This window comes from Nostoc sp. CENA543 (assembly GCF_002896875.1).
In the GTDB taxonomy this organism is placed as follows: Bacteria; Cyanobacteriota; Cyanobacteriia; order Cyanobacteriales; family Nostocaceae; genus Trichormus.
In genome coordinates this window covers 5,128,231-5,153,577 of the sequence record NZ_CP023278.1, presented here as the reverse complement: position 1 = coordinate 5,153,577, position 25,347 = coordinate 5,128,231, and the positions used below count along the sequence as shown (strand labels likewise).

21 protein-coding genes and 2 riboswitches are annotated in these 25,347 nt (G+C 41.4%); of the genes, 12 read left to right on the top strand and 9 right to left on the bottom strand.

What is annotated here, in order from left to right; all coding sequences use genetic code 11:
* Positions 1 to 124: 124 nt before the first annotated feature.
* The 3 genes from CLI64_RS21490 to CLI64_RS21480 all read right to left on the bottom strand — a co-directional run bounded on the left by CLI64_RS21490 (position 125) and on the right by CLI64_RS21480 (position 3,380).
* Positions 125 to 1,213 carry a hypothetical protein gene (locus CLI64_RS21490; protein WP_103139122.1) on the bottom strand — a complete coding sequence of 363 codons (1,089 nt, stop codon included), beginning with the start codon at positions 1,211 to 1,213 and terminating at the stop codon, positions 125 to 127.
* A gap of 112 nt (positions 1,214 to 1,325) precedes the next feature.
* Positions 1,326 to 2,147: an alpha/beta fold hydrolase gene (locus CLI64_RS21485; RefSeq protein WP_103139121.1), complete on the bottom strand. Its 822-nt coding sequence runs from the start codon at positions 2,145 to 2,147 to the stop codon at positions 1,326 to 1,328.
* Between the two features lie 507 nt (positions 2,148 to 2,654).
* Complete coding sequence (locus tag CLI64_RS21480) at positions 2,655 to 3,380, bottom strand: 1-acyl-sn-glycerol-3-phosphate acyltransferase (protein WP_103139120.1); 726 nt, start codon at positions 3,378 to 3,380, stop codon at positions 2,655 to 2,657.
* Between the two features lie 377 nt (positions 3,381 to 3,757).
* Here CLI64_RS21480 and metG point away from each other — a divergent pair, with 377 nt between their 5' ends.
* From metG to lptC, 3 genes are all read left to right on the top strand, one after another.
* A complete protein-coding gene (metG, locus tag CLI64_RS21475; RefSeq protein WP_103139119.1) occupies positions 3,758 to 5,344 on the top strand; it encodes a methionine--tRNA ligase in 1,587 nt (528 codons plus the stop codon).
* 169 nt (positions 5,345 to 5,513) lie between these two features.
* Positions 5,514 to 6,137, top strand: coding sequence for an NYN domain-containing protein (locus CLI64_RS21470; protein ID WP_103139118.1), 624 nt, complete (start codon positions 5,514 to 5,516; stop codon positions 6,135 to 6,137).
* Between the two features lie 131 nt (positions 6,138 to 6,268).
* Positions 6,269 to 7,360: an LPS export ABC transporter periplasmic protein LptC gene (lptC, locus tag CLI64_RS21465; protein ID WP_264082459.1), complete on the top strand. Its 1,092-nt coding sequence runs from the start codon at positions 6,269 to 6,271 to the stop codon at positions 7,358 to 7,360.
* 75 nt (positions 7,361 to 7,435) lie between these two features.
* Here the strand turns inward: lptC and CLI64_RS21460 are convergent, their stop codons facing one another.
* Positions 7,436 to 8,755, bottom strand: coding sequence for a D-alanyl-D-alanine carboxypeptidase (locus CLI64_RS21460; protein ID WP_103139116.1), 1,320 nt, complete (start codon positions 8,753 to 8,755; stop codon positions 7,436 to 7,438).
* Between the two features lie 488 nt (positions 8,756 to 9,243).
* Positions 9,244 to 11,283 (bottom strand): magnesium chelatase ATPase subunit D, encoded by a 2,040-nt coding sequence (gene bchD, locus CLI64_RS21455; RefSeq protein ID WP_103139115.1) that lies wholly within the window; start codon positions 11,281 to 11,283, stop codon positions 9,244 to 9,246.
* Between the two features lie 221 nt (positions 11,284 to 11,504).
* On the opposite strand from bchD, the gene CLI64_RS21450 reads away from it, so the two are divergent.
* From CLI64_RS21450 to rnc, 3 genes are all read left to right on the top strand, one after another.
* A complete protein-coding gene (locus CLI64_RS21450) occupies positions 11,505 to 12,095 on the top strand; it encodes a Uma2 family endonuclease (RefSeq protein WP_103139114.1) in 591 nt (196 codons plus the stop codon).
* Entirely contained in the window at positions 12,092 to 12,697 is a 606-nt protein-coding gene (locus CLI64_RS21445) for a hypothetical protein (protein ID WP_103139113.1), read from the top strand. The genes CLI64_RS21450 and CLI64_RS21445 overlap by 4 nt, the downstream gene beginning before the upstream one ends.
* Positions 12,698 to 12,759: 62 nt before the next feature.
* Positions 12,760 to 13,446, top strand: coding sequence for a ribonuclease III (gene rnc / locus CLI64_RS21440; protein ID WP_103140823.1), 687 nt, complete (start codon positions 12,760 to 12,762; stop codon positions 13,444 to 13,446).
* A gap of 70 nt (positions 13,447 to 13,516) precedes the next feature.
* Here the strand turns inward: rnc and CLI64_RS21435 are convergent, their stop codons facing one another.
* The 3 genes from CLI64_RS21435 to CLI64_RS21425 form a co-directional block, all read right to left on the bottom strand.
* Positions 13,517 to 14,938 carry an ATP-binding protein gene (locus CLI64_RS21435; RefSeq protein WP_103139112.1) on the bottom strand — a complete coding sequence of 474 codons (1,422 nt, stop codon included), beginning with the start codon at positions 14,936 to 14,938 and terminating at the stop codon, positions 13,517 to 13,519.
* The gene (locus CLI64_RS21430; RefSeq protein WP_103139111.1) at positions 14,935 to 15,312 is read right to left on the bottom strand and encodes a response regulator transcription factor; all 378 of its coding nucleotides are present in this window, start codon (positions 15,310 to 15,312) and stop codon (positions 14,935 to 14,937) included. Before CLI64_RS21430 ends, CLI64_RS21435 begins: the two co-directional genes overlap by 4 nt.
* A gap of 121 nt (positions 15,313 to 15,433) precedes the next feature.
* Entirely contained in the window at positions 15,434 to 16,639 is a 1,206-nt protein-coding gene (locus CLI64_RS21425; RefSeq protein WP_103139110.1) for a HAMP domain-containing sensor histidine kinase, read from the bottom strand.
* A gap of 341 nt (positions 16,640 to 16,980) precedes the next feature.
* A riboswitch (cyclic di-AMP (ydaO/yuaA leader) is annotated at positions 16,981 to 17,170 on the top strand.
* A gap of 99 nt (positions 17,171 to 17,269) precedes the next feature.
* Here CLI64_RS21425 and ntrB point away from each other — a divergent pair.
* The 5 genes from ntrB (at position 17,270) to ilvB (ending at position 24,113) form a co-directional block, all read left to right on the top strand.
* Complete coding sequence (ntrB, locus tag CLI64_RS21420; protein ID WP_103139109.1) at positions 17,270 to 18,121, top strand: nitrate ABC transporter permease; 852 nt, start codon at positions 17,270 to 17,272, stop codon at positions 18,119 to 18,121.
* A gap of 301 nt (positions 18,122 to 18,422) precedes the next feature.
* Positions 18,423 to 19,865: an ABC transporter substrate-binding protein gene (locus CLI64_RS21415; RefSeq protein ID WP_103139108.1), complete on the top strand. Its 1,443-nt coding sequence runs from the start codon at positions 18,423 to 18,425 to the stop codon at positions 19,863 to 19,865.
* A 45-nt stretch (positions 19,866 to 19,910) separates the two neighbouring features.
* The gene (locus CLI64_RS21410; RefSeq protein WP_103139107.1) at positions 19,911 to 20,747 is read left to right on the top strand and encodes an ABC transporter ATP-binding protein; all 837 of its coding nucleotides are present in this window, start codon (positions 19,911 to 19,913) and stop codon (positions 20,745 to 20,747) included.
* Positions 20,748 to 20,763: 16 nt separating this feature from the next.
* A riboswitch (cyclic di-AMP (ydaO/yuaA leader) is annotated at positions 20,764 to 21,121 on the top strand.
* 135 nt (positions 21,122 to 21,256) lie between these two features.
* The gene (locus tag CLI64_RS21405; protein WP_103139106.1) at positions 21,257 to 21,895 is read left to right on the top strand and encodes a universal stress protein; all 639 of its coding nucleotides are present in this window, start codon (positions 21,257 to 21,259) and stop codon (positions 21,893 to 21,895) included.
* A gap of 319 nt (positions 21,896 to 22,214) precedes the next feature.
* Positions 22,215 to 24,113: a biosynthetic-type acetolactate synthase large subunit gene (gene ilvB / locus CLI64_RS21400; protein WP_103139105.1), complete on the top strand. Its 1,899-nt coding sequence runs from the start codon at positions 22,215 to 22,217 to the stop codon at positions 24,111 to 24,113.
* Positions 24,114 to 24,249: 136 nt separating this feature from the next.
* Here ilvB and CLI64_RS21395 read toward each other — a convergent pair whose 3' ends face one another.
* The gene (locus CLI64_RS21395; protein ID WP_157943304.1) at positions 24,250 to 24,570 is read right to left on the bottom strand and encodes a hypothetical protein; all 321 of its coding nucleotides are present in this window, start codon (positions 24,568 to 24,570) and stop codon (positions 24,250 to 24,252) included.
* A gap of 248 nt (positions 24,571 to 24,818) precedes the next feature.
* On the opposite strand from CLI64_RS21395, the gene CLI64_RS21390 reads away from it, so the two are divergent.
* Positions 24,819 to 25,007 (top strand): hypothetical protein, encoded by a 189-nt coding sequence (locus tag CLI64_RS21390; RefSeq protein WP_103139103.1) that lies wholly within the window; start codon positions 24,819 to 24,821, stop codon positions 25,005 to 25,007.
* Positions 25,008 to 25,347 lie beyond the last annotated feature (340 nt).

Sequence of the window (25,347 nt, the reverse complement as noted above, 5' to 3'; positions counted from 1 at the left end):
CTTACTTCTTGTACAAGTATTGCTTAAAATTTTCGGAGTGAGGGATGGGGGACTGGGGATTGGGGGTTGGGAAATTTATGATCGCTTAGTATGGATTCTGAGTAAATGGAATGACTTTTAAGTGCTATTCAATATCAAATTTATTGGCGATCGCAGTGATAATTTCTTGCTCTGCTGGTGTAGTCTGATTGTCTAGTTGGGCAATTTTTCGACATTGCGCTAGTAAGGGTATGGCAAAATCCCGATCTAGTTGGTTGAGTAATTGATCTAGGGGTTGGGGTGATGTGATATTCTTCGCAATCGCTGATAATGAGGTGGGACTGAGGTTAGCAGCTTGCAGTTGGGGTAGGATTTCTTGCCAAGTTTTTTCAGGGTGACTAGCTAAAATCATTCGCACTAAGATTTTATCCATGACTGCTTGTTGAGCGATCGCAGTTTCTAGATATTTTTCGCTTTCTGCTTTTAAGTTAGCTATTGTTTCCGGTGATTCTAAGGATACGGATTCGTCTAGTTTGGCTTCGTAAAATCGACAAGCCGCATACCCTAGAGAATAACTCATGGTGGCATTGGTACTAGCGGCGATCGCGGCTCCAGCAAAGGGAACATTCCGCAATAAAGCTAATCCGGCGGCTTTCAAGAGACGATTCCCACCCAAGCCTAAACCAAAAATTGTCAATAATTCCCCTTTCCGACTGGGGTCTTGTAAATCTAGTCCATAGGCGAAGGCAATTTGATACAACATTTCTGTTTGTAATTGCATGGTTGCTGCTAAATCTACAGCTAGTAAGGCGGCGGCAAATCCTGGCAAAATACTACTAGCTAAACCAATCCCACCAGCTTTCGCAGCTTTTTCTGTCATGATGCGATGGGCAATTTGCCTTGGTGATTCTTGGGGATATTTTTGTTGGAGTTGTTTAACTGCAACGGACATTTTGGCAAAATCAACATTGTCACTTGCACCAATTAGCCAATTTAGATTCAAAAATCCAGATATTCTTCTAATTAGCCAATTTTCACCAATATGATTGATGACTGTACCTGTGATTTGAGTGGATTTTTCCAGTAAATTTTGTGTAGTTTTTGCTGTTGCTGTGCCTATGTCTACTGCTTTATCTAAAAATTTTTTGCCTGTATCTAGGGCAGTTTCAGCCAAATTCTTGCTTAAGTTTGTTTGATTTGGGGATGAATCAACTGATTGATGATTATCTGACATTTTTGAGTATTTGCCTCATGACCAACTCTCTGTTTTGTTTGTAGTCAAATCCGGTGGGTGTCGACATCTTCCAAACAGCACAAAGTTTGATACATGAGTTTTTACCCCTTTGTTATTTCCACAGGGGATTTTTTACTTTTGGGGTGATTTTTGTCTCTAAAAAGTTATACGACTGGAGAATTTTATAAAGATTTACGCTTTCTTCTAATAAGCAGGCGTGTCCACTTTCTGGTAGGATTAATGTCTGATTATGGGGAATAATTTCGGCTAGGCGTTGAATTTCACTGACTGATGGTAGGAGGCGATCGCTACCACCTGCTATGAGTAAAACTGTTTGTTGCAGGGAACGCAGTTTATCTTCATCAATACTAAATTCCCGCAGCATTGATACTCGCCAATTTACTGTCTCTGAAGGTACAGAACGCATAGTTTTTAGTAGTTCTTGTCTGACACTCCGAGAAATTCGGGGTAAAGATGCCAAAAATGGGAGTAAACCTAATGCACCCACATCATAAAAACATCCTGGAACTAAGTACATTAGTTGTGATGTCCAATCTAACCAAGGACGTAATTTAAACGCAGAAGCCGGATTAATTAAAATCATGCGTTTAAATAGGTGTGGAGCTGCAATGGCTACTTTCATCGCCAAGCAACCGCCAAAAGATTCACCGCACAAATAAACAGGTCTTTGAGAACTTCTTTCTAATTCTGCGTGAATTAAATCCAATACATTACTTGTCAGCACGTCCCAACTTGTCAAATCTTGTCGGGGTATTGCCAAACACCGGACATCAAAGCCTACTTCTAATCCCGCAGTTTGCGATCGCAATAGTCTTCCAGTTCCATCCATTCCCGGCAAATACACAAACAGTGGGAACTCTGGTTTTACTTGTCTAGGGGTAAGAAAACACGGTTTTAATTCAACTTCTAGCATTATGGCTAATCTTTCTGGGTTTTATGCGTCTGATTCAGCTTTACTCCATGAATATCCAACATGGTAAATAAATAACCAAAATATCAAAGCTCAAATTCTCATCAAATCATAACTATAAGTGTAACAACTGCTTGAGAAATGTTACGATAAATTAATAATTGTCTAGTTTGTCTGCCATACTCAAGATAAATCTGCTAAGTGGAACAGGATAAATCATTCAAGGTTTGTAGGGGAATTTCAGCAATTAAATTATTCCACGAGTGAAAACGAAGATAATCATCAAATTCTTACTCTCCCTGCTTCCCCTGCTTGATTGCATTGCCATTAACTTGTTTATACAAGTGTAAAAACAGATAAATTTATCCAAATTTTGTCTAGATTGCTGATGATTATCCTAGAGATTTATCTAGGCATTTTGTTGAATAAGCCGATAGAAAATGCCATTTCGTAAAACGGGGAAGAATTGTCTATACTGGTGAATTAAAAACAACTCCCATGTTGATAATGTTAATAACAGCCTTGTAATAGTAAGTCAGCAATTTCATGGTGACAATATGTAGTTAGTTCAGCTACAACATTTTTAGCTTGTTTACCGTGATATTGATGTTGATGTTGAGAGGTAATCCAATAAGGACGACCGATTAATACAGCAACCCGATGATAAATAACCAGGGGATGCCAACCTGATTGATGAAACAGAGGTTCAGAAGGGTCAAACAGACTTAACAACCTCAAGGGAAAAGCGGCGGTATTGACTTCTTCTAAAGAGGCGATCGCAATTGGTAAAACAGCTAAATCTGGCACATCGGCACGTAAAGCTAGGTGTGCAAAACCACGCCTAAATTCACCTACATGATTGGGTTGAGTGTATTTCACCATTGGGTTAGCACCTTCGGGAAATACTCCTACCATTTGTTTCCTTTTTAATAGCTGTTGGGACTGAGAAAAGAAGCTTTGCTGACGCTGTTGATTTTCTTCTAAAGGAAAACAACCTAATTGTCCTGTAACAATCTCTCGCAAAATGGGTACTTCCCCCATGTAATGATGACAAGCAAAGCGAATCGGATTAGCTAATGCTGCCATTAATACGAGGGCATCCATAAAACTGCGATGATTGCTCACTATTAACAAACTAGCGTCTTTGGGGATGCGATCCTCATAATAGCGGAACATCTTTGTGGAAACAGTCGCCAAAAAGGATCGAGAAATGTCAAGAGGACTCTGGAGACTCATAAATTATTTATGTCTTTTCGGGAAAATATCGCAGTTTATCTTGACTTAATTTTTACATTTCTTCACTAATACCATGACAGTCTTAAGGTAGAAATGTCCTATCCCCAATAAGCAACAAAACTCAGCTATTTGCAGGTGTAAATTACATAGCAACACAGATGTAATAAAATTCATTCATCAAGATTGTTATTAGTCAATTACCGTCTTTCTCATCGAAATAAGCAATATTTCTATCAGTTAAAAAATCATGCCAAATGTAGGAAATTTGCTAATATTAAATTGAGTTTGGAAAAAAGGATAGTAATGTTATATAATTGCTTGGTTTTGTCTTGATAAGTAAAACATTAGACAGTTTAATAATTTGATTTTTATTTTGCATGAATATAGTGGCTCAAACAGAAAAAACCTTTGCACTAACAACCCCGTTATATTATGTAAACGATGTACCCCACGTAGGTAGTGCTTACACAACTATGGCGGCGGATACCCTAGCGCGGTTTTATCGCTTGCTAGGGCGGCAAGTGTTATTAATTACAGGTACAGATGAACACGGGCAAAAAATTCAGCGTTCCGCAGAAACTCTAGGTAAAGCACCACAAGAGTTTTGCGATCAAATCTCTGCTAGCTTTTCTTCCTTGTGGGACTTGCTCAACATTAGGTATGATCGCTTTATTCGCACCACCTCACCCCGCCACGAAGCAATTGTGCAAGAATTTTTTCAAAGAGTGTGGTCTTCTGGTGATATTTATCAAGGTCAACAAAAAGGCTGGTATTGTGTATCTTGTGAAGAATTTAAAGAAGAGAGGGATTTATTAGAAGGCAATCGTTGTCCGATTCATACCAACAAAGAAGTTGAGTGGCGAGACGAACAAAACTATTTTTTCCGCTTATCTAAATATCAAACCCAATTAGAAGCATTTTATCAAGCTCATCCTGATTTTATTCAACCAGAAAGTCGCCGTAATGAAGTTTTCAATTTCGTAGGCCAAGGTTTACAAGACTTTTCTATTTCACGGATCAATGTGAGTTGGGGTTTTCCCGTACCTACTGACCCCAAGCATACCCTGTATGTATGGTTCGATGCCCTACTCGGTTATGTCACAGCACTGTTAGATGCTGATGACACACCCACCTTAGAAAATGCCCTAGCTAAATGGTGGCCGATTAACCTACATTTAATTGGCAAAGATATTCTCCGCTTTCACGCCGTTTATTGGCCTGCCATGTTGATGTCGGCAAATCTACCTTTACCACAAAAAGTTTTTGGTCATGGGTTTTTAACCAAAGATGGGCAAAAAATGGGTAAAAGTCTAGGTAACACTTTAGATCCCGTAGCATTATTGCAACGCTATGGTAGTGATGCCGTTCGTTATTACTTCCTTAAGGAAATCGAATTTGGCAAAGATGGCGACTTTAATGAAATTAGATTCATTAATGTTTTAAATGCAGATTTAGCAAATGATTTAGGTAATTTGCTCAATCGCACCTTAAACATGGTGAAGAAATACTGTGCGGACAACGCACTTTCAGTTAATCACCAAGCTATTGCGGCGGATAATCCATTGCAAAACATCGGCGCAAACCTAGGAGAAAAAGTCAAACAAGCCTACGAATCACTAGCTTTTAATCAAGCTTGTGAGGCTGTGCTGTCATTGGTACAAGCCAGTAACAAGTACATTGATGACCAAGCACCTTGGACACTATATAAACAAGGCAAACAGCAGGAAGTCGAAATTGTCCTCTATGCAGTTCTAGAATCAGTCAGACTAGCAGCTTATTTGCTATCTCCAGTAATTCCCAATATTAGCAGTGAGATTTATCAGCAGTTAGGCTGGGAAGTTAACTTTAACGAACAAACACCCAGTTTTGCCACCCATGCCCAATGGGGGCTACTATCTAACCAACAAACTTTAGGAAAACCACAACCCATTTTTAAACGCATAGAACCACCAAAAAACGATTAGTTTTTTTAATTTTTGATTAATCACACGCTAGTGCCATTTTTATTTTTTCGCAAAAATTAACGGGGCTAAACTTAATTTTTAGCCCTGGAAAGTTATCATAAACCCCTAGTATTCTCCCCTTGAAAACTTCTATCAAAAATATCAAAGATAAAAATGAGGTATGACAACAATGTTGAATAATTTGGAAAATGACTCGATATTTACGCCGGAGCAAGTTTTAGAAAATCGAGGGCGTGTGGCTATCTTTATTGATGGCTCAAACCTATTTTACGCTGCTTTGCAATTAGGAATTGAAATTGATTACACGAAACTGCTTTGTCGCTTAACAGGTGGTTCTCGGTTATTGCGGGCTTTTTTCTATACTGGTGTAGACCGCACCAATGAAAAACAACAGGGTTTTCTGTTGTGGATGCGGCGCAATGGCTATAGAGTCATCGCTAAAGACTTAGTACAGCTACCAGATGGCTCAAAAAAAGCTAATCTAGACGTAGAAATCGCCGTAGATATGATGGCTTTAGTAGATTCCTACGATACAGCCGTGTTAGTTAGCGGTGACGGGGATTTAGCTTATGCAGTTAATTCCGTCAGTTATCGTGGGGTGAGAGTGGAGGTTGTGAGTTTGCGTTCTATGACTAGTGATAGCTTAATTAATGTCAGCGATCGCTATATTGATTTAGAAGCTATCAAAGAAGACATACAAAAAACCCCCCGTCAAAGCTATCCCTATCGACCCTTATCGGGTATGGGATTTTTAGATGATCCCAGCGATGGACATTTAGAAATTCAAGATTAATGAAATATCAGCAAACACCGTTCCGAAAAAATGCAAGTTTAAATCAACAGGGGGGAATTCAAAAAACTTTCCCCCTATTCTGTTTACGATCTAAGTATGGGTTTTACCTGGCTATCAATCTTGTTTTAGTCATGGGTTTAGTTGCCTGTACAAATAAAGTACCCAGGAATAACCAACCAAATAATACTAATTCACCTAATCAAGAGAGTAATTTAACATTCTTTGATGTCACCCTAGAACAAGCAGATGAAGATGGCAGACCAGTCTGGAGAGTGAAAGCTAAACAAGCCCAATATACCAAAGAAAAACAAATTGGTGAAGCACAAAGCCCCTACGGAGAACTGTATCAAGATGGCAAGATAGTTTATCAAGTAACAGCTGAGAAGGCAGATATTGAACAAGATGGCAAACAACTGTTTTTGCGGGGAAAAATAGTCGCAACCGACCCCGTAAATGGGATTGTTTTGCGAGGAAATGAATTAGAATGGCGACCCCAAGAAGATTTATTAATTGTCCGTAACCAAATTAATGGTAATCATAAACAATTACAAGCGGTTGCCCAAGAAGCCAAAGTTAAAACCCGTGAACAACGCATGGAATTATCTGGCGGTGTAGTCGCCAAATCAGTTGATCCCCAGATGCAAATGCGAACCGAACATTTAATTTGGCAGATTAAAGAAGAAAAATTAATTGGCGATCGCCCTGTGCAGATTGACCGTTATAAAAATAATCAAATCAGCGATCGCGCCAGAGGTAACGCCGCCGAATTCAACCTGAAAACCCAAGTAGCATTCCTGCAAAAAAATGCCCAGTTAGAGTTATCAGAACCGCCAATGCAGATTGCCAGTAACTCTATGATTTGGAATATGAAAGCAGAAAATGTGATTACAAATTCCCCTATACGCATCTTTCACAAAGCAGAAAACTTGACTGTCACCGCTAACCAGGGGGAAATGAAAATCCCCCAAAAAATAGCGTATTTAACAGGCAACGTCAACGCTATTGGACAGCGTCGTCAAACCCTGAATGCTCAAAAAATGACTTGGTATTTAGACAAAAAATTATTAGAAGCCCAAGGAAATGTCACCTACCAACAAGCTGATCCCCCTGTTAATTTCAAGGGTGAAAAAGCCGTTGGTAATCTGCAAACTGAAAATATCGTAGTCAGTGGTGGTTCTGGAAATCGGGTAGTGACGGAAATTATTCCTAGAAGTAGGGAATAGGGCATTGGGCATTGGGCATTGGGTATGAGATTTTTCTCCCTCTGTTTTCCCTTACACCCTTACACCCTTACACCCTTATCCACGAAACACAATCTCATTCCGCTTAGTATTGCCTAAATCTGGTAGTGATTTAGCTGTATGGGGTGTTAAAGCATTAGGAACACTGGGGGAGATTTCTAGTTGTTTGACTAGATTTTGTAGGAGTTTGTCTTGTTCTTGGCGGAAGGCGGAGATTTGTGGGCCACGGTTAATGATGGCGAACCAAACTAAACCGCGATCGCGTGTGGGTACGACTCCAGCTAAAGCACTGACATCGCGCAAAGTACCTGTTTTCATCACAGTCGCTACTGGTAAGTGACGATGCTGCATTGTGCCTCGCTTATCGAAGCCAGAGGTGGGAAATAAATCAGCTAAATTCAGTTGATGATTTGCGGCTTCTTGTTGAATAGCCATTAACATCGCACAAGCAGCCCTGGGGGAAATGCGGTTTTCTGGCCCTAGTCCTGAACCATTAATTAACTGAATTTCTCCGTGGGGAACATTAGCAAATTCTGCGGCTTTAGTCTGTACTACTGTATGACCACCTACTGATTCTGCTAACATTTGCGCCATTTCGTTGTTGCTGTACACATTCATTTCCTTGATTAATTGCTTCAAGGGTAGAGAACGGTGACGCACTAAAAGAGTTTGATGGGGGTTGGGTTGGGGAGCAAATTTGATTTGACCAGCGATCGCCACTTGGGGTTTTGGTGTACCCTTGGGCATGATGGAGTGAATATAAATCGCTGGACGAGTCCAAGTTTTAGAATTGAGAGATTGTTTGAGCATTTGTCCCGCTAATAGGGGATGACGCTGGAAATTCATGGCAAAATTGCCAGTAATCACCAAATTGCCCTTGACTTCTTTGATCCCCATTTTATTGAGCGTATTACCCAAAGCGATCGCTTCTTCCCAAACAAACATGGGATCGCCACCGCCATTAACAACTAAATCACCTTGTATAACACCGTTAACTATCGGCCCTGTAGAACTAATCATGGTGTCAAATTGGTGTTCTGAACCGAAGGTTTTCAAAGTCACCAACGAAGTAGCAATCTTAGTGAGAGAAGCCGCAGGTAAAGGTGTTGTACCTTGATGATCAGCCATCAGTACAGGCCCCGACTGCATCCAAATTCCTTGGTTGGGAGTGAGATTTTCAGCGATCAGCTTAGATTTTAATAGTCCTTGCAGATATTGTTTAACAGTATTAGCCCCTGCTGGATTGGGATCGGGTGCAATTACTAAGCCAGGGCTACTTTGCCAAGTCAGCACGTCTAAGGCCTCTGAAGGCTTGACTTGAACTCCAGCCATCTCTAGCCAGAGTGACACCAAACCTGAACCCAACAATTCCAGCATGATTTAATCCTCTTAGGATGTAATAGAACACAACAATAAAGTTTCCTGTGCTAATATACGAGATTTTTGGTCTCAATCAGCATTGAGACATAATAACTCTTGTTTTTCCTATGTAGGATGTAGATGAGAAATTAGATTTTCAGCACTGGACTTGCTGACGCGATCGCAGACATATTTGAATAAATTATAGAGAAGATTAGACAAACAGATTGAATCAATTCGCAATTCGCAATTCGCAATTCGCAATGGGCTAACGCCCCGCTTCGCTAACGCAATGGACTAACGTCCCGCTTCTCTACGAGACGCTAACGCAATGGGCTAATGCCCCACTTCTGTACGACGAGACGCTACCGCGTAGCTTGCTTTCACGTTCGCGGTAGCGTTGCGTAGCAAAGTGGTACACAATTCGCTTTTTCCGTTTGATGACGGGGAAATCCAGCGATAACAGTTGCGGCTTGATAGAAGCCGGAGACTTAAACCCCTAAATTTTACCGAGATTTTAAATCAGCGATCGCGCCTTTGGTCATGGCAGCAATGGCTTTATCGGTGGCTTTGGGTAGGTGATAATATTTACCGCCTGCGGTTTGGGCTAACTCTTTAGCAAAGCCAGTGGAGACAAATTTACTCTCAGTATCTATAACTAATAGCTGCATTCCCAAACCACGAATTCTGGCAGCAATTTCGAGTAACTCCCCTTTAATGTCTGGTTTTTCTCCTGGTTCTTGGGGTTCACCTAGAGAACGAGACAAAGGAATATTACCTCGTCCGTCAGTAATTGCCACAATCACGACTTGCCCAATATCGCCGCTCATTTGAGCATTTAAACCGATGCGGACGGCTTGGGTAATACCATGTGCTAAAGGTGAACCACCACCACAGGGTAATCTCTCCAAACGGTTACGGGCTAAAGCGATGGAACGGGTGGGGGGTAGTAAGACTTCGGCTTGTTCTCCTCGGAAGGGAATCAAGGCTACTTGGTCACGGTTTTGATAGGCTTCAGTCAATAGCTGCATTACCGCACCTTTAGCGGACTGCATCCGGTTCAAAGCCATCGACCCCGAAGCATCCACAACAAACACCACCAACGCCCCGGCTTTACGGATGAGGCGTTTAGAGCGAATATCCCCTTGTTCGACAATAACTTTCTTTTCTGGGTGTCTTTCTCGTCGGGCTTTTTGGTAGGGTGCAGCTGCCCTTAAGGTCGCGTCTACAGCAATGCGGCGGACTTTCCCTTTAGGTAACATCGGCTTGATGTAGCGTCCCCGGTCATCAGAAAAGATAATACTACGACTTCCAGATTTGCCCTGACGTTGTGCCATTTGAGCAAAGTACAACACACTATCATCCATGATTACCCCTTCTGGATCGAAGATAAATTCTTCTGGGATGCTGGGGGGTTCTTGTTCTTGGGGTTCGTCTGGTTGGTCTTCTTTGTCTTCTTCTTGGTCTTCCTCTTGTTGGTCTTGTTCTGACTCGTCTTGGCTTTGTGGTGGTGGTGGCGGTGGTGGGGGTGGTTGGTCTGGTGGGGGTGTCTGCACTACAGTCGCCCGTGGCACAATCACTAATTCTACCGCCCGGCGTAAGTCGTCAGCGTTGACTGTGGCGCGTCCGTCTAAAGCCGCAGCCGCTTTTGCTACCCGCACCGCGAATAATTCTGCCCGATGTCCTTGGACAGCACCGCGAATGGCTTCATTGACTAAGTAAGCAATTTGTTCGCTGGTGATGGTGACTTCCTTCAACCATTCCCGCGCCAGGATAATTTGAGTTTTCAGCGCGTCGATATCTTCGCTGTATTGTTGGAGGAAGTCTTGGGGTGATTTAGAATAACTGATCGCTTGCTCAACTGCTTGGACTCTTTGATCTAGACCAAGAACACCGTCAGCCGAAAGAGCGATCGCAATTCTATCTAATAAATGTTCTCGTAATGCCCCTTCTTCTGGGTTGTAGGTAGCGATAAACAGGGATTTGCAAGGATGCTGAAAACTAATCCCTTCCCGTTCAATTTGGTTACGTCCTTCGGAGAGGACTGTTAATAACTGGTTGGATATCTGGTCATCTAAAAGATTGATTTCATCCACATACAGCACACCCCGGTTAGCTGTGGCGAGTAACCCAGGCTGAAATACTGTATCTCCTTGCTTCACAGATTTTTCCACATCCACGGAACCCAGGAGACGGTCTTCTGTGACACCAAGGGGAATCTGCACAAATGGCGCAGGAATAATTTGCGTCGGGACATCCTGAATATCTTTGTCAGCGCATTCAGCCAACAGATAATCATCCCATTCTTCTGGGTGGTTGGGGTCGCAGTTGCTAACTGAATCGGTGACAACTTCAATCGGTGGTAACAAAGCGTGAATAGCACGCGCCATTACTGATTTTGCCGTACCGCGACGACCTGCGATCGCTACTCCTCCCAACCCAGGATCGACTGCTGCTAATAATAAAGCAAGTTTAATGGCTTCTTGACCGACTACAGCCGTCAAGGGAAATGAAGTAATTGTCGGGTTGATAGTAGGCGCAGGCATGGTTTACAGATAGGGGACTGGGGATTGGGGACTAGGGATTGGGCATGGGGCATAGGGAATCGGGCATTGGATTTTCATTCTCTTGCTCTTTCCTCTCAACACTCAGCACTCACTACTCAGCACTCTTAACCTAGTCTTGGTTTTTAGCATATCAATTTCTGGCTCATTTAGAATAAGGGTTATAAGAATATGGTTTGTGTATTACTCTGGGGGCAAAATTTATGAGTATCGCTCAAACTAAACGCTTCACATTAGATGAGTACCACAGACTCATAGAATTGGGCTTTCTCCACGAGGATGACCACATCCAATTAATTAAGGGGGAACTGATTCAAATGGTATCTAAGGGTACAGCCCATGAAACTTGCTTAAGAAAGTTATTAAAAGAACTGCCAAAAGTCATAGGCGATAGAGCTACTTTGCAATCTCAAGCCCCTATCACTTTACCGCCTAATAGCGAACCAGAACCGGATTTTGCTATTGTGCAGAACCGCCTTGATGATTATTTTTCTGCTCATCCTAGCCCTGCTGATGTGTTGCTAGTGATGGAAGTAGCTGATTCATCTTTAAGTTATGACCAAGATGTGAAACTACCTCTCTATGCTCAAGCAGGTATTTCTGATTATTGGATATTTAATTTATTCGATAATTATTTGGAATGTTACAGTGACCCCTATCAAGATAGTCAAGGAAAATACGGTTATTCAACTAAGCGAATTTTTCTGCCTAATCAAGTAGTTTATTTTCCTTGTTTTCCCGATTTATCTATTGATTTAAATAAGATATTTCCTCAAAAAACAAATTTTCAATGAGCTATAGTGATTTTAAACTTAACGAAATTATTGACACTTTTGGCTTAATAGTTCAAGAGTCATCTGGATTATTTGCCAATTTACCAGAGCAAGAATGTAGTGATTTGCTGTCTACAATCTTGAGAGAGAATGTTGATTTAGCAGTTGCTATCGGTTCGGAAAAAGCTCGCAGTGAAATGATTATTAGCCCAATACTATTAGAAATCAGGCGAAAATTTAATTATCAAATCGGTTTATTTTCTGGGGTAGAGTTTGCTGTTGATGCTCAACGAGGTTTAAATGGGTTTTGTGATTTTATTTTAAGTCTTTCTCCAGAACAATTGTTTGTTCGCAGTCCGGTGATTGTTTTAGTAGAAAGTAAAAATGAAAATTTGCGCTCTGGATTGGCACAATGTATTGCAGAAATGGTTGCGGCTCAAATTTTTAATGAAAGAAGTGGCAATGCTATTAAATCAATTTATGGTGCTGTTACCATCGGCACTATTTGGCAATTCATGAAACTTGAAAGTAATGTAATCAGCATTGATTTACAGGAATATTATATTAAGGACATAAAAAAAATACTGGGTATCTTGTATGCTGCGATCGCTCAAAATATATAATAATATTTTATATTTATTTTCAAGATAATATTGATACAAGCATGGAGAATAAAATATCAGAAATCCCCAAAATTCTCAAATTTCGCAATGAAGAACTTCTCCGTCAAGCACTTACTCATCGTTCCTATGTTCATGAAAATCCAGGCGAAGGCGAACATAATGAACGCCTAGAATTTCTTGGTGATGCGGTGCTGAATTTCTTAAGTGGTGAATATCTTTATAGCCGTCACCCCGAAAAAGGAGAAGATGAATTAACAAGGCGACGTTCCGCATTAGTCGATGAAAAACAATTAGCTAAATTTGCTCTGGAAGTCGGCTTAGATTTAAGAATGCGCTTAGGTAAAGGCGCAATTCGAGATGGTGGTTATCAAAATCCAAATTTACTTAGTAGTACGTTTGAAGCTGTAATTGGTGCTTACTATTTAGATAACGACTCCAATATTGAAGCAGTACGTGCCATTATTGAACCATTATTTGATGCTGTCCCTGAACAAATTGTTGTGTCTCGCTCGAATGTAGATTCCAAAAATCGCTTTCAAGAATGGGTACAGCGCAATATTGGCCCGACTACTCCTAAATACATTACAACACAAACAGGTGGTTTATCTCACGCACCGGAATTTAAAGCTGAGGTTTATGTGGGAGATCAAAAGTACGGAGAAGCAATAGGAAAGAATAAGAAAGAAGCGGAAAAAGCGGCGGCTGAGGATGCGTTATCTCAGTTAAAATTACAAGGTTTGTTGTCGTAAATTAACTGCTTTTTACGAGGATAAAATACAAACAATAATCAGCTTTTTCGCTGATTCTGCTGTTCTTGTTTTAGGATTTTAAGGGTAAATAAATTATAAAAGTTGCACCCTGATTAGCAGTGCTACTCGCTGTAATATTTCCTTGGTGAGCTTCTATAATGCGTTTAGTAATTGCTAATCCTAAACCATTACTTTTACCTGTTCGGGAAGGATCTGTTGTATAAAATTGTTCAAAAATCCGGGGTAAATCTTGCTCACTAATACCTTTACCTTGGTCTTGAATTTTAATTACTGCTTGTTTATCATCACTATATCCAGAAATAAAAACTTGAGAATTGCGTTGTGAGTGTTTAATGGCATTATCTAGCAAGTTTAAAATTGCTTGTAATAGGCGTTCTGGATCACCTTGAATAAATAAATTGGCAACTTTGACCCGTACTGATACACCAGCAGCTTGCATTCTCGGTTCCATAGCATTAACAGCACGCTTAATCAGACTTACTAATGATATGGTTTCCTCTTCTAGTTGGCTGACTCCCGCTTCTAAACGTCCTAAATCTAACAAATCATGAATCAGTCGTGATAAACGTTTAGTTTCATTTTCTATTGTTTGGAAGAAGCGATCGCGCAATTGTGGTTCTTCAAAAGCTCCGCTTTTGAGTGCATCAACTGTAACTTGAACATTGCTAATAGGTGTGCGGAGTTCATGAGAAACATTTGCCAAAAAGGTTCTCCTTTCGTAGTCTAGGGAAGCTAATCTTTGGCTCATCCGGTTGAGTTCCGCCGCCAACTGGTCTAATTCATTATTTTCCTGAATACTTAAAGTGTCGCCAAATTGACCACTGCCCAACCGAATTGCAAAATTACGCATAATTTCAATCGGTCGAGACAGACTACGAGCAAAGCGAGTGCTAATCAACGCACACAGCGAGATAGTTAATCCTAAACTGCCCAGCACACTGGCAATTACTTTAGCAAACTGGCGTTGAAACTGATCCAACGTAATCGAGATTCGCAACACACCCAAGAGTTGACCGTTACGTACAATGGGTCTTGCAATGTACAGACGATCCTCACCCGATAATACTCCCTTGGCAATCCCCTGTGCTGGACGTTTTTGCAGTGCTTCTGCCATTCCGGGAACTTTGTACCAGCCTTCAATTTGTCGATCTAATTTGGGAGCCGAAGTGGCAATTAAGCTACCCTGCTGATTGAAAATCCGCAAGGTGACGTTCTGTGGTGCGCCATATCTTTGGACTAGCAAGTTGACGCGTTGAAGATTTTTTTCTTCTATAGCATCGGCGACACTCTCACTCAAAGCATTTGTCCAGTTTTCTAAGTCTAGTTGTCGCGATCGCATAAAGTAGACATGGAAAGACCAAAGAATATACCCTGCCATTGAGGAGGTTCCCAAGACTATCAGCAGCAAGTAAGTCCCTAACAACTTGGAATGGATAGTATTTAGTTTCAGGCAACGCCACCAGCCTTTCATCTAGGCTGTTCTCCGAGGCGACGACGTAACACGGCTTTGATGCGTGCTAATAGCTCACGGGTGTTGAATGGCTTGGTGACATAATCATCTGCTCCCGCTTCCAAACCCCAAATTTTATCGATGTCTTGGTCTTTGGCTGTCAGCATGACAATTGGCACATCGGAAAATGCCCGAATGCGCCAACAAACTTCCATCCCGCTTACTTCTGGGAGCATTAAGTCCAACAAGATGACATCGGGTACTTGCTTGTGGAATTGTTTAATTGCACTTTGTCCATCTGCTACGGTCGTCACTGTATAGCCTTCTTTTTGTAAGGTATAAGTCAGACTTTCACAGAGGGCAGTTTCATCATCTACGAGTAAGACGTGGGGCATCGTTCAAAAGTCAGGTTAACTCCTAAGTTTAGATTGACAATGAGTCAGATTTTTGGCATCTCTCCGGGGTAGAAGTCAGACTTTTCCAGTAGGATGATTCTGAAGCTGAACTCAAATTTTTTTATTCTTCTGGTAAAGTTTTAGTCACATCCAATGGCAAAATCACCGTAAAGGTAGAGCCAATACCCTCTTGAGACACTAGATGAATTTCACCTTGCAGTAATTTTACTAACCGCGCTACGATCGCTAAACCTAAGCCTGTACTATCAGGAAGTTGGGGACGTTCTTCAGAGTTAACGCGAAAATAAGGCTCGAATATTTGTTTTTGGTCTTTTGGTGCAATTCCAATTCCAGTATCAGCCACCGCGATCGCCCACTTTTGACTATTCAGCATCTCACACTTTATACTAATAGTGCCGGAGTCTGTGTAACGGATGGCATTACTCACAAGATTTGTGACAATCTGTTGTAATTGAAAACCATCTGTGATTATCTCTGGAGGTAGGCGATCGCTATCAACTATAATTGTTAAATTCTTCTCTGCTGCTAGCGGTTCTAACATCTCGCAGACATTACTAATTAATTCCTGCACATTAATAGATGCTGCTTGGAGTTGGAGTTTACCAGCTTCAAATTTTGACAGTTCTAAAACATTGTTAATCAATCTTAACAAATGTCTACCATTGCGGAGTACACGTTCAATATGGTCTAAATTGACATAATTATCTTTTGTCGTACCCTGTCGTCTTTGTTGCCTTAAAAATAAATCTGAATAACCAATAATTGCTGTTAGGGGATGTTTAAGTTCGTGTGCTAATTCCGATAGCTTGTCTTGATGAGCATTAATTAAACGTGTCAGTTCTTCATTGTGCAGAGTCAGGGAAGCTTGTAAACTTTGTAATTCCCGTAAGCGTTCTCCTACATAACTATTAAAACACCGTGCGATCGCCTCATCAATTACCGCATCAATTAACCGCATATAACGAATAATTTCTACTGGTGTCGCCTGGGATAGCTCACCCTCTATCGTATCAAATATGACTGTACGTAGTAGACAATACTCGCGAGCAATTTCGGACGGGTCAAAGCCTTGTTCAGCGCGTAATAGTCCATGCTGCCAACTAGCCGTAACGATGGATTTAATTTCACCCTCTTGAGTAGGTGATAAAACTGTGATCATTGCCTGAAAAATGTCAGGAATATGATTTTTAATCGCTGTGTAAGATAAATCATCAGCACTTTCTATGTGACGATCATTACGAACTTTGAGAATCCATTTTTCGATGATATTATGCGTATTTTCAGCCAGTAATTGACTAAAATCCATGCTTTTAAAATCGGCTAGGTGATAGAGGACTAAATTCTATATGTCATTAGTGTAACGAGTGGAGTGACAATTATAGAAAACAGCTAAAAATTTCATCTATCACTTGAAATATATTATTAGGCTCCCAATTCTAGCCCATCCTTTCACAATACAACCATTGATTCTAGATAATTTTTCACATAAATTGTAGAATTTCTGGTGAAATCTCTCTGAAACCCTTCTTGATACACTAACATTGACTAATCTGATAAAAACTCTGAGCATTTTAATAAACAACATTTATGATTCAAATGTTGCTTATACCTAAAAAAGATGATAAAATTTTGTCACTAATATCTATATGAGTAAGTCAGCCTAATCCAACTAAAAATCATAATCTAGTTGGAGCGGAGGAACCAATTTTGGGGCGTATCTTGTAGAAAGTAATTACCTAAGAGTTACACGATTTCAGATAACTCTAGACTCTCTCAAGAGGGGCAACTCTCAGCCCTAGCCCGTCAGCTAACTTCGTAGGCATTGAGAGGAGACTGAAGAGACAGCATTTTTTTAATGTTTAGCTCTCATCAGTGTCCGAGGCTGGTACTGCTCGGTTTTTTTGTACCTGCACTTAACTCTGTTGAGGTTGCGTCTATGATACTGCAATTAAATTTGGCAGCTATTTTGGCTGTCACCAGTCAGGCTGTCTGGAAAAAGACTAAACCTGTAATTATGCGGGATGTAGTATTACTACCCATTATAGGTTTTTTAGGGATTATATTACTGTGGTGGGTGATTGCATTAGCAAATCATGAGTTAATGCCCACACCACCAGAAGCCTTAGCCGCCAACTTAGACTACATTCTCAACCCTTTCTATCAAAGAGGCCCCGGTAACTTAGGCATTGGTTGGTTATTGATAGCTAGCTTACGTCGCGTACTCATAGGCTTTGCCCTTAGTGCAGTAGTGGCAATTCCTCTAGGATTTTTGATTGGGATGTCTAGACCTGCCATGCTAGCACTCAATCCCATCATTCAAATTTTCAAACCCGTATCACCGCTAGCTTGGCTACCCATAGCCCTCGCCATCTTTAACCTAGCCGATCCTTCGGCAATTTTCGTAATTTTTATCACCTCCCTATGGCCAACCATCATTAATACAGCCTTGGGAGTTGCCAGCGTCCCCAAAGATTATATAGATGTCGCCCAAGTTTTAGAAATGCCCCAATGGCGGCGCATCACCAAAATTATCTGGCCTGCCAGTTTACCCTACATTTTCACAGGACTGAGAATCAGCTTAGGAATTGCGTGGCTGGTCATCGTTGCAGTAGAAATGCTCACTGGTGGTGTTGGGATAGGCTTTTTTGTCTGGGATGAATGGAGTCGTTTAAACCTGAGTTCAGTGTTTCTAGCGGTACTCGTCATCGGTTTAACTGGACTCATCCTAGACTTTGCCGTCGGCAAACTGCAAGAATTAGTCACCCATCGTCCCGTCGCTCCTAAATAAAAGGGAACAGACGAACCTTCCATAACACTTAATAGACGCAGATTCTCTGTGCGCCTCTACACTTATGCGTGAGCTAATTAAATTATTCAACGCCACTTGACATACTCCTTGACCTAAAGGTGAAAGGATTCTCTAAGTCTCACGGCTTAGATTTCTGCTTCTTAGCAACTGCCTCCACCCCAAAGGTTTTTCGGTCTTATGTTTGCTCCACAGACTTAAATTCCCGGATGTCCCTCGGTATGTAATTAACTGTAGCACAAAGCCGTCCTATAAGGACGGGGTTTCAGACCCAGAGGTTTCGATGAATAACTTTAACTGGACAAGACGAGATTTTATTAAAGGTATAGGCGCGACTACCGCAGGTATGACACTTTCCTCCTGTGCTGTATCAGCAGATAAATCAGCCAAAGGACTAACGGAGGAAGCCTTAGCCGTACAACCAGTAGTCAGACCCCAAGACCTAGAAAAACCAGACTTAATTGTGGGATACGTTCCCGTTAATGATTGTGCGCCATTTGCGATCGCCTGGAAAAAAGGCTTTTTTCGCAAATATGGCTTAAACGTCCAACTCAACCGCGAAGCTAGTTGGGCTAACTCCCGTGATGGTTTAATTTTTGGTCGCTTAGATGCGTCCCCCGTCGTTTCCGGCGCAGTCACCAACGCCCGCATCGGTGCAGAAGGCGCACGCCACGCCCCCTTGTGTGCAGCCATGACCATTCATCACCACGGAAACGCCATGACCATGAACAAAGCTATGTGGGATTTTGGTTTACGTCCTTGGTATGAATATCAACAACAATATGGCGATGGCGCATTAGAAGCTTTCGGCAAAGATTTTAGAGCCTACTTTGCCAAACAAGCACCAGAAAATAAAGTCTGGGCTGTAGTTCTAAGTTCCGCTATTTACGAATACTTTTTGCGTTATATCTCTGCGGCGGCTGGTGTTGATCCTCTCAAAGAATTCCGCATCATCATAGTTCCACCACCCCAGATGGTGACGAACGTCAGAATAGGGGCTATGCAAGCCTATATGGTAGCCGAACCCTGGAACACTAGAGCCATTACAGGTAATGAAAACATCGGTTTTACTTTTGCCCAAGGTAAAGAAATCTGGCTAGGACACCCAGATAGGTTATTGGGAGTGATGGAATCCTTCATTGAAAAATATCCCAAAACCTATCGTTCGTTAGTCAAAGCCATGATAGAAGCTTGTCAATATTGCAGCAAGCCAGAAAATCGCCAAGAAATCGCTGAATTATTAACAGACCGTTCCTTTACAGGTGCAAAACCCAAAAATCCCAATGCACCAATAACTAAATTTACTGCACCTGGAATTCTGGGGAATTACAACTATGGTGGTTTTGATGGTAAAGACCGCACCATCAACGCCACAGATACAACTATTTTCTTTGATATTCCTGACAATCTACCCAAAGTACCGGGTGAACACGCGACATTTTTATGGAGATCCAGAAGTCTGTGGTTAATGACTCAAGCCGCCCGTTGGGGACAAATCAAAGAATTTCCTAAAGATGCCGAAAAATTAGCGGCAAGAGCCTGGAAAAGCGATTTATATCGGGAAATAGCAGGTGAAATGGCCATTGAATGCCCTAAAGACGACTATAAAGTTGAACCACCAGAAGTATTCATTGATAGAAAAAGCTTTGATCCTAGTGACCCCGTTGGTTATTTAAATAGCTTTGCCATTAGAGCCAACGCACCAACCCGATTTTTTATGTCTTGAAATCAAGCAATAGTCAATAGTTAACAATCAATAGGAATAATTGACATGAAATCTACACCTTTAACCGTCAATGCTCATCAACCACCTATGTCCAGACCTAACTTTTTAGAAATCGAAAATTTAGTGAAGTCTTATCCGACACCAGATAAGGGTAACTTTATCGTACTTAATGATGTGAATTTAACCATTGGTGAAGATGAATTTATTTCTGTCATCGGACATTCCGGTTGCGGTAAATCGACTTTGTTAAAAATTGTAGCGGGCTTAGAAAGACTCACTTCTGGCTCTGTACGTCTTGATGGGAAAGAGATTCGCAAGCCTGGTGCAGAAAGAATGATGATATTTCAAAACTATTCTTTGTTACCTTGGTTAACAGTTAGAGACAATATTCGCCTAGCTGTCGATGAAGTGTTAAAAAATGCTAATCGGGCTGAAAAAATTAGCATTGTGAACGAACACTTGGCAATGGTAAACTTAACGGCGGCAGCAGACAAATATCCTGATGAAATTTCTGGAGGTATGAAACAACGAGTGGGCATTGCCAGAGCCTTAGCAATTCGTCCAAAAATGTTACTCATGGATGAACCTTTCGGTGCATTAGATGCTCTAACTAGAGGTAAATTGCAAAGGCAAGTTTTAGATATTTGGGAAAGTAATCGGCAAGCAGTGATGATGATTACTCACGATGTTGATGAAGCTATTTATATGTCCGATCGCATCGTATTAATGACTAACGGGCCAGCCGCTACCATTGGGGAAATCTTAGAAGTACCCTTTCCTCATCCACGCGATCGCGCTGCTATCCGTAACTCTAAAGAATACTTTGAAATCCGCAATCACGCACTCAACTTTCTCGATCAATATTTTGCTCACGAAGAATAAAGTGATTTATGATTTCTGTAGTGGGTCGCCTAATTCAAATTCAGTTAACCGAAATTTGAAGCGGAGGAACCAAATTATGGGGCGCATCTTAAATATATAGAGTGAAGCATCTGCGAGTGTCACTAAGGGAGCAACTAATTACTCAACATCGGCTCAACGCCGTGCTACCCCTAACACCATTTCACGAAAAACCTGATACAGATGTAAACCCTGAAAGTTTTGCTGCATCTAAGTTTTTTAATTGCGAATTGCGTTAGCGAAGCGGGACGTTAGTCCATTGCGAATTGTGAATTGGTATAACACCGCGTCACTCATAAGAAAGACACCTTCCAGTCTTAGCCCGTCAGCTAACTCCGTCGGCAATGGAAGGAACCCCCAAAACTTTGGCTTTATTACCAGTTGTTATTGGGGATTCCTAGCGGATAAATCTCGATTTATTCGTGTTAACCCTACTTCTCATTCATTGTTAGTTAAGTTTAGGAGAAGTCAAAGCTGTGAACATCAAGCCAATGTTAGCCCGGTTGCAAAGTGCGATGGGTCGGGACGATATCATCGAGCAAATCTTATTACTTCCCGAACCAAAGCCAGCTTTTCCTGAGCAGGCCTCAATCAATAGAACAATAAACTTAATTGTGGGTTATGATGCTTCTCCTAGTAGCCATACCGCATTAGACATAGCTTTTTGGATTGCACATCAAACCCGATTAGCCGCTAATCAAGAAGTGGTAGTCCAAGCTGTTTATGTCGTAGAAGACGGCTATCGCGAGGCAAAATATCATCCACTGAAGCTGAATAGCAAATTACCAAACTTTGCATCTTCCGCCAGTGAAATATCCAAATCGCACACATCTATATTAATACACCCAACTGCGCGGGAAACTGTATCCAATGTACAACAAAAGACACTAAACACAATCCAAGAAGCTGATAGGATTCTGTGGCAAGCTAGAAGCCTGGCAGAAGAATGGCAAGGTTCTTTTAAATCACATCTACGCTTTGGTAATCTCAGTCAAGAACTGAAAACAGTAGTAGAAATTGAATCAGCTGACATCTTATTTTTAGGGTGTAAATCTATTTATCACCCCCTCATTCAACAGATCAGCCCTAATTTCCCCTGTGCTGTCGTAGGTATTCCTAATAGTTTATAGGGTATAGGGCATTGGGAATTGGGAATTGGGAAAAACGAGCAATAATTCAACTTTTTAACCCCTACACCCTTACACCCCTACACCCTTACACCCTCTCCAATTTTGCTAAGTCAGGAAAAATTAACCAATATGACCTGCTTCAGTTCTAAACTAGAAGCACGGGTCATCTTGTACAGGCAGGCTCATACACGATATTCGTGCCTTAGCTACATCCTCAAGATATAATTTTCAGTCATAACTTGGTTGAAATTTTCAACTAAAATTGAAATATTAAATACAGAAATTTCGTATTAACTTAGCTATCCTCTGAGGTTTGATCGTGACTGTGAGCTTGCCTTCCCCGACTAGTCCCTCACAAACAGAGCAACATACCCAATCTGTCAGCTCTAAATCATCAGATGTGTTCCCAAAACGGGTCACTGGTGGTTCTGCACTACTGGATAGTCTCCTGCGCCACGGTGTCGAATATATCTTTGGCTACCCTGGTGGGGCAATTCTACCGATTTATGATGACCTGTACAAAGTAGAAGCAACTGGCAGTATTAAGCATATTCTCGTGAGGCACGAACAGGGGGCGGCTCATGCTGCCGATGGTTATGCCCGCGCCACTGGTAAAGTCGGTGTGTGCTTTGGTACTTCTGGCCCTGGGGCGACTAATTTAGTCACAGGTATTGCGACAGCTTACATGGATTCGATTCCGATGGTGATTGTCACCGGACAAGTACCACGGAAAATGATTGGTACGGATGCTTTCCAAGAGACAGACATCTACGGTATCACTCTACCCATTGTGAAGCATTCCTATGTAGTGCGCGACCCAGCCGATATGGCGCGTATCGTAGCTGAAGCATTTCACATTGCTAGCACCGGTCGTCCTGGCCCAGTGTTAATTGATGTGCCGAAAGATGTAGCGTTTGAGGAATTTGACTATGTACCTGTAGAACCAGGGACAGTCAAACTACCTGGATATCGCCCCACCGTGAAGGGAAATCCCCGTCAAATCAACGCCGCCATTCAGTTAATTCAAGAAAGCCGTCGTCCTTTACTGTATGTCGGTGGGGGTGCGATCGCATCTAATGCCCACACAGAAATTCAAGAATTAGCAGAATTATGCCAAATCCCCGTCACAACTACCTTGATGGGTATCGGTGCTTTTGACGAACATCACCCCCTATCCTTGGGGATGTTGGGAATGCACGGTACAGCTTACGCTAACTTTGCCGTAACTGATTGTGATTTGCTCATTTGCGTTGGTGCTAGATTTGATGACCGTGTCACCGGCAAATTAGACGAATTCGCCTCCCGTGCCAAAGTCATTCATATTGATATTGACCCCGCAGAAGTTGGTAAGAACCGCGTCCCCGAAGTCCCCATTGTGGGTGATGTGCGGAAAGTCTTAATTGACATGTTACATCGCTGCAAACAAGGCAAAGTCAAACTTAATCCCAACCAAACCAGCGAATGGCTGAATTTAATTAATCGTTGGCGGGAAGAATATCCTTTAGTCGTACCCCAACATCCAGACAGCATCTCACCCCAAGAAGTGATTGTGGAAGTTGCACACCAAGCCCCCCACGCCTTCTACACTACTGATGTTGGTCAGCATCAAATGTGGGCAGCACAATTTCTCAAGAATGGCCCCCGACGCTGGATTTCTAGCGCAGGCTTAGGCACAATGGGTTTTGGTCTACCCGCAGCTATCGGTGCTAAGGTGGCTTTCCCAGATGAACAAGTCGTCTGTATTAGCGGTGATGCTAGTTTCCAAATGTGTCTGCAAGAATTGGGAACTGCTGCACAATACGGTATTGGTGTCAAGACCATTATTGTGAATAATGGCTGGCAAGGAATGGTACGTCAGTGGCAACAAGCCTTCCACGGTGAACGTTACTCATGTTCCAACATGGAAGTCGGGATGCCAGACATTGAGTTATTAGCCCAAGCCTACGGAATTAAGGGAATCATAGTCACAAAACGCGAGCAATTACAAGATGCGATCGCCCAAATGTTAGCCCATAATGGCCCTGTAATTCTAGATGTCCACGTCACCAAAGACGAAAACTGCTATCCAATGGTAGCTCCAGGCAAGAGCAACGCCCAAATGATTGGTTTACCCAAACAGCCACCAAAAACCAACATTGAAGCAGTATATTGCAGCCATTGCGGCACCAAAAACGCCTCCAACCATAACTTCTGTTCTGAGTGCGGAACTAAGTTGTAATCATGTTGATTGTTGACTGTTAACAGTCAACAATCAACACAGTTGAGTAAAATCACACTAGCAAAACACCAAACCCATTGGGGTAAATTGTTCGTGTACTCTCCACACCATAACGCCATTAAGACTGATAGTTGCTTTAATATCCGTCTAAAATGGCGTTTAAATTATAAATTGTCACTTCTATTTGTCGTGGATCAGGCAGTGGTATTGGTTCTAAACTTGCACTAATACTATTTCTTATTTCTCTCTCACATACTGCCAAGTGCAAGTCAAAATTTAATGTCCTCATAGTCTGTTGTGCTTGTTCCGCGTACCATTCTGGAACAACAGTAGTTAATATACTAGACTCAATCACTTCATAATCTACATCAGTTTCTTCCGAATCTTCTCGGAGTTCGGAATGTATCTGATCTATCACATTATTTAAGCTGGATGATGGTTGCTGATTTGTCTTCATGGGATAAAAGGGCATAAGCCATTAAAACTAATAGTTGGGATAGGTTGGCTATGTTTAACTCTTACCTGATATTTCAAGGTACTTTTCATAGTACCCATCGCCACAAAAATAATTGACTCTAAAAACTAAGACAGTTAAGCATTCCCAAACCCCAAACGCCCGTTGCTATTTCCTCCTCACAAGTTCTTCAATTTCTTTGCTTACCTTGAACATATAGATGGATCAAGGATGTTTACTAATTTAACGATATGAAAGACAATATGGATGTTTTAGAAGCTTTAATTGATAAATTAACATTATCTGCCATTTTAGAGATGTTAGAGCGAATTTGTCATAAAAAAGCAGAAAATTTACGTAATCACTGGCAAGATGAGACATCTGCCAAACGCTGGGATAAAGCAGCTAGACAGATAGAACAGATTAACATAGATGTATAAATCTTAACGAGTTGCGTCAGTACAAAGAATTTCTCGGAATGTTAACGAGTTTTCTGACTGACGCAAAACCTAGAGATGGGATATTAATTTAGGGCTTGCTGAATGATATTTAATCAGTTAATTATTGATTTGTTGGAAATGAAAAGTATCTGAATTAGTCATTCAATAAATATTGATTAAAAGAGATTTTCTTGGATAAAAAGCACATAATCACATCGCTTTAGTGCCATTTTAATTCACTAAAAAATATTTTATTTAGACATAATCTTGTCACTTTTGACAGGTTATATTAAAACAGTAGATACTCAAATAGTAGAGGAATAAATTTTATATTCCCTAA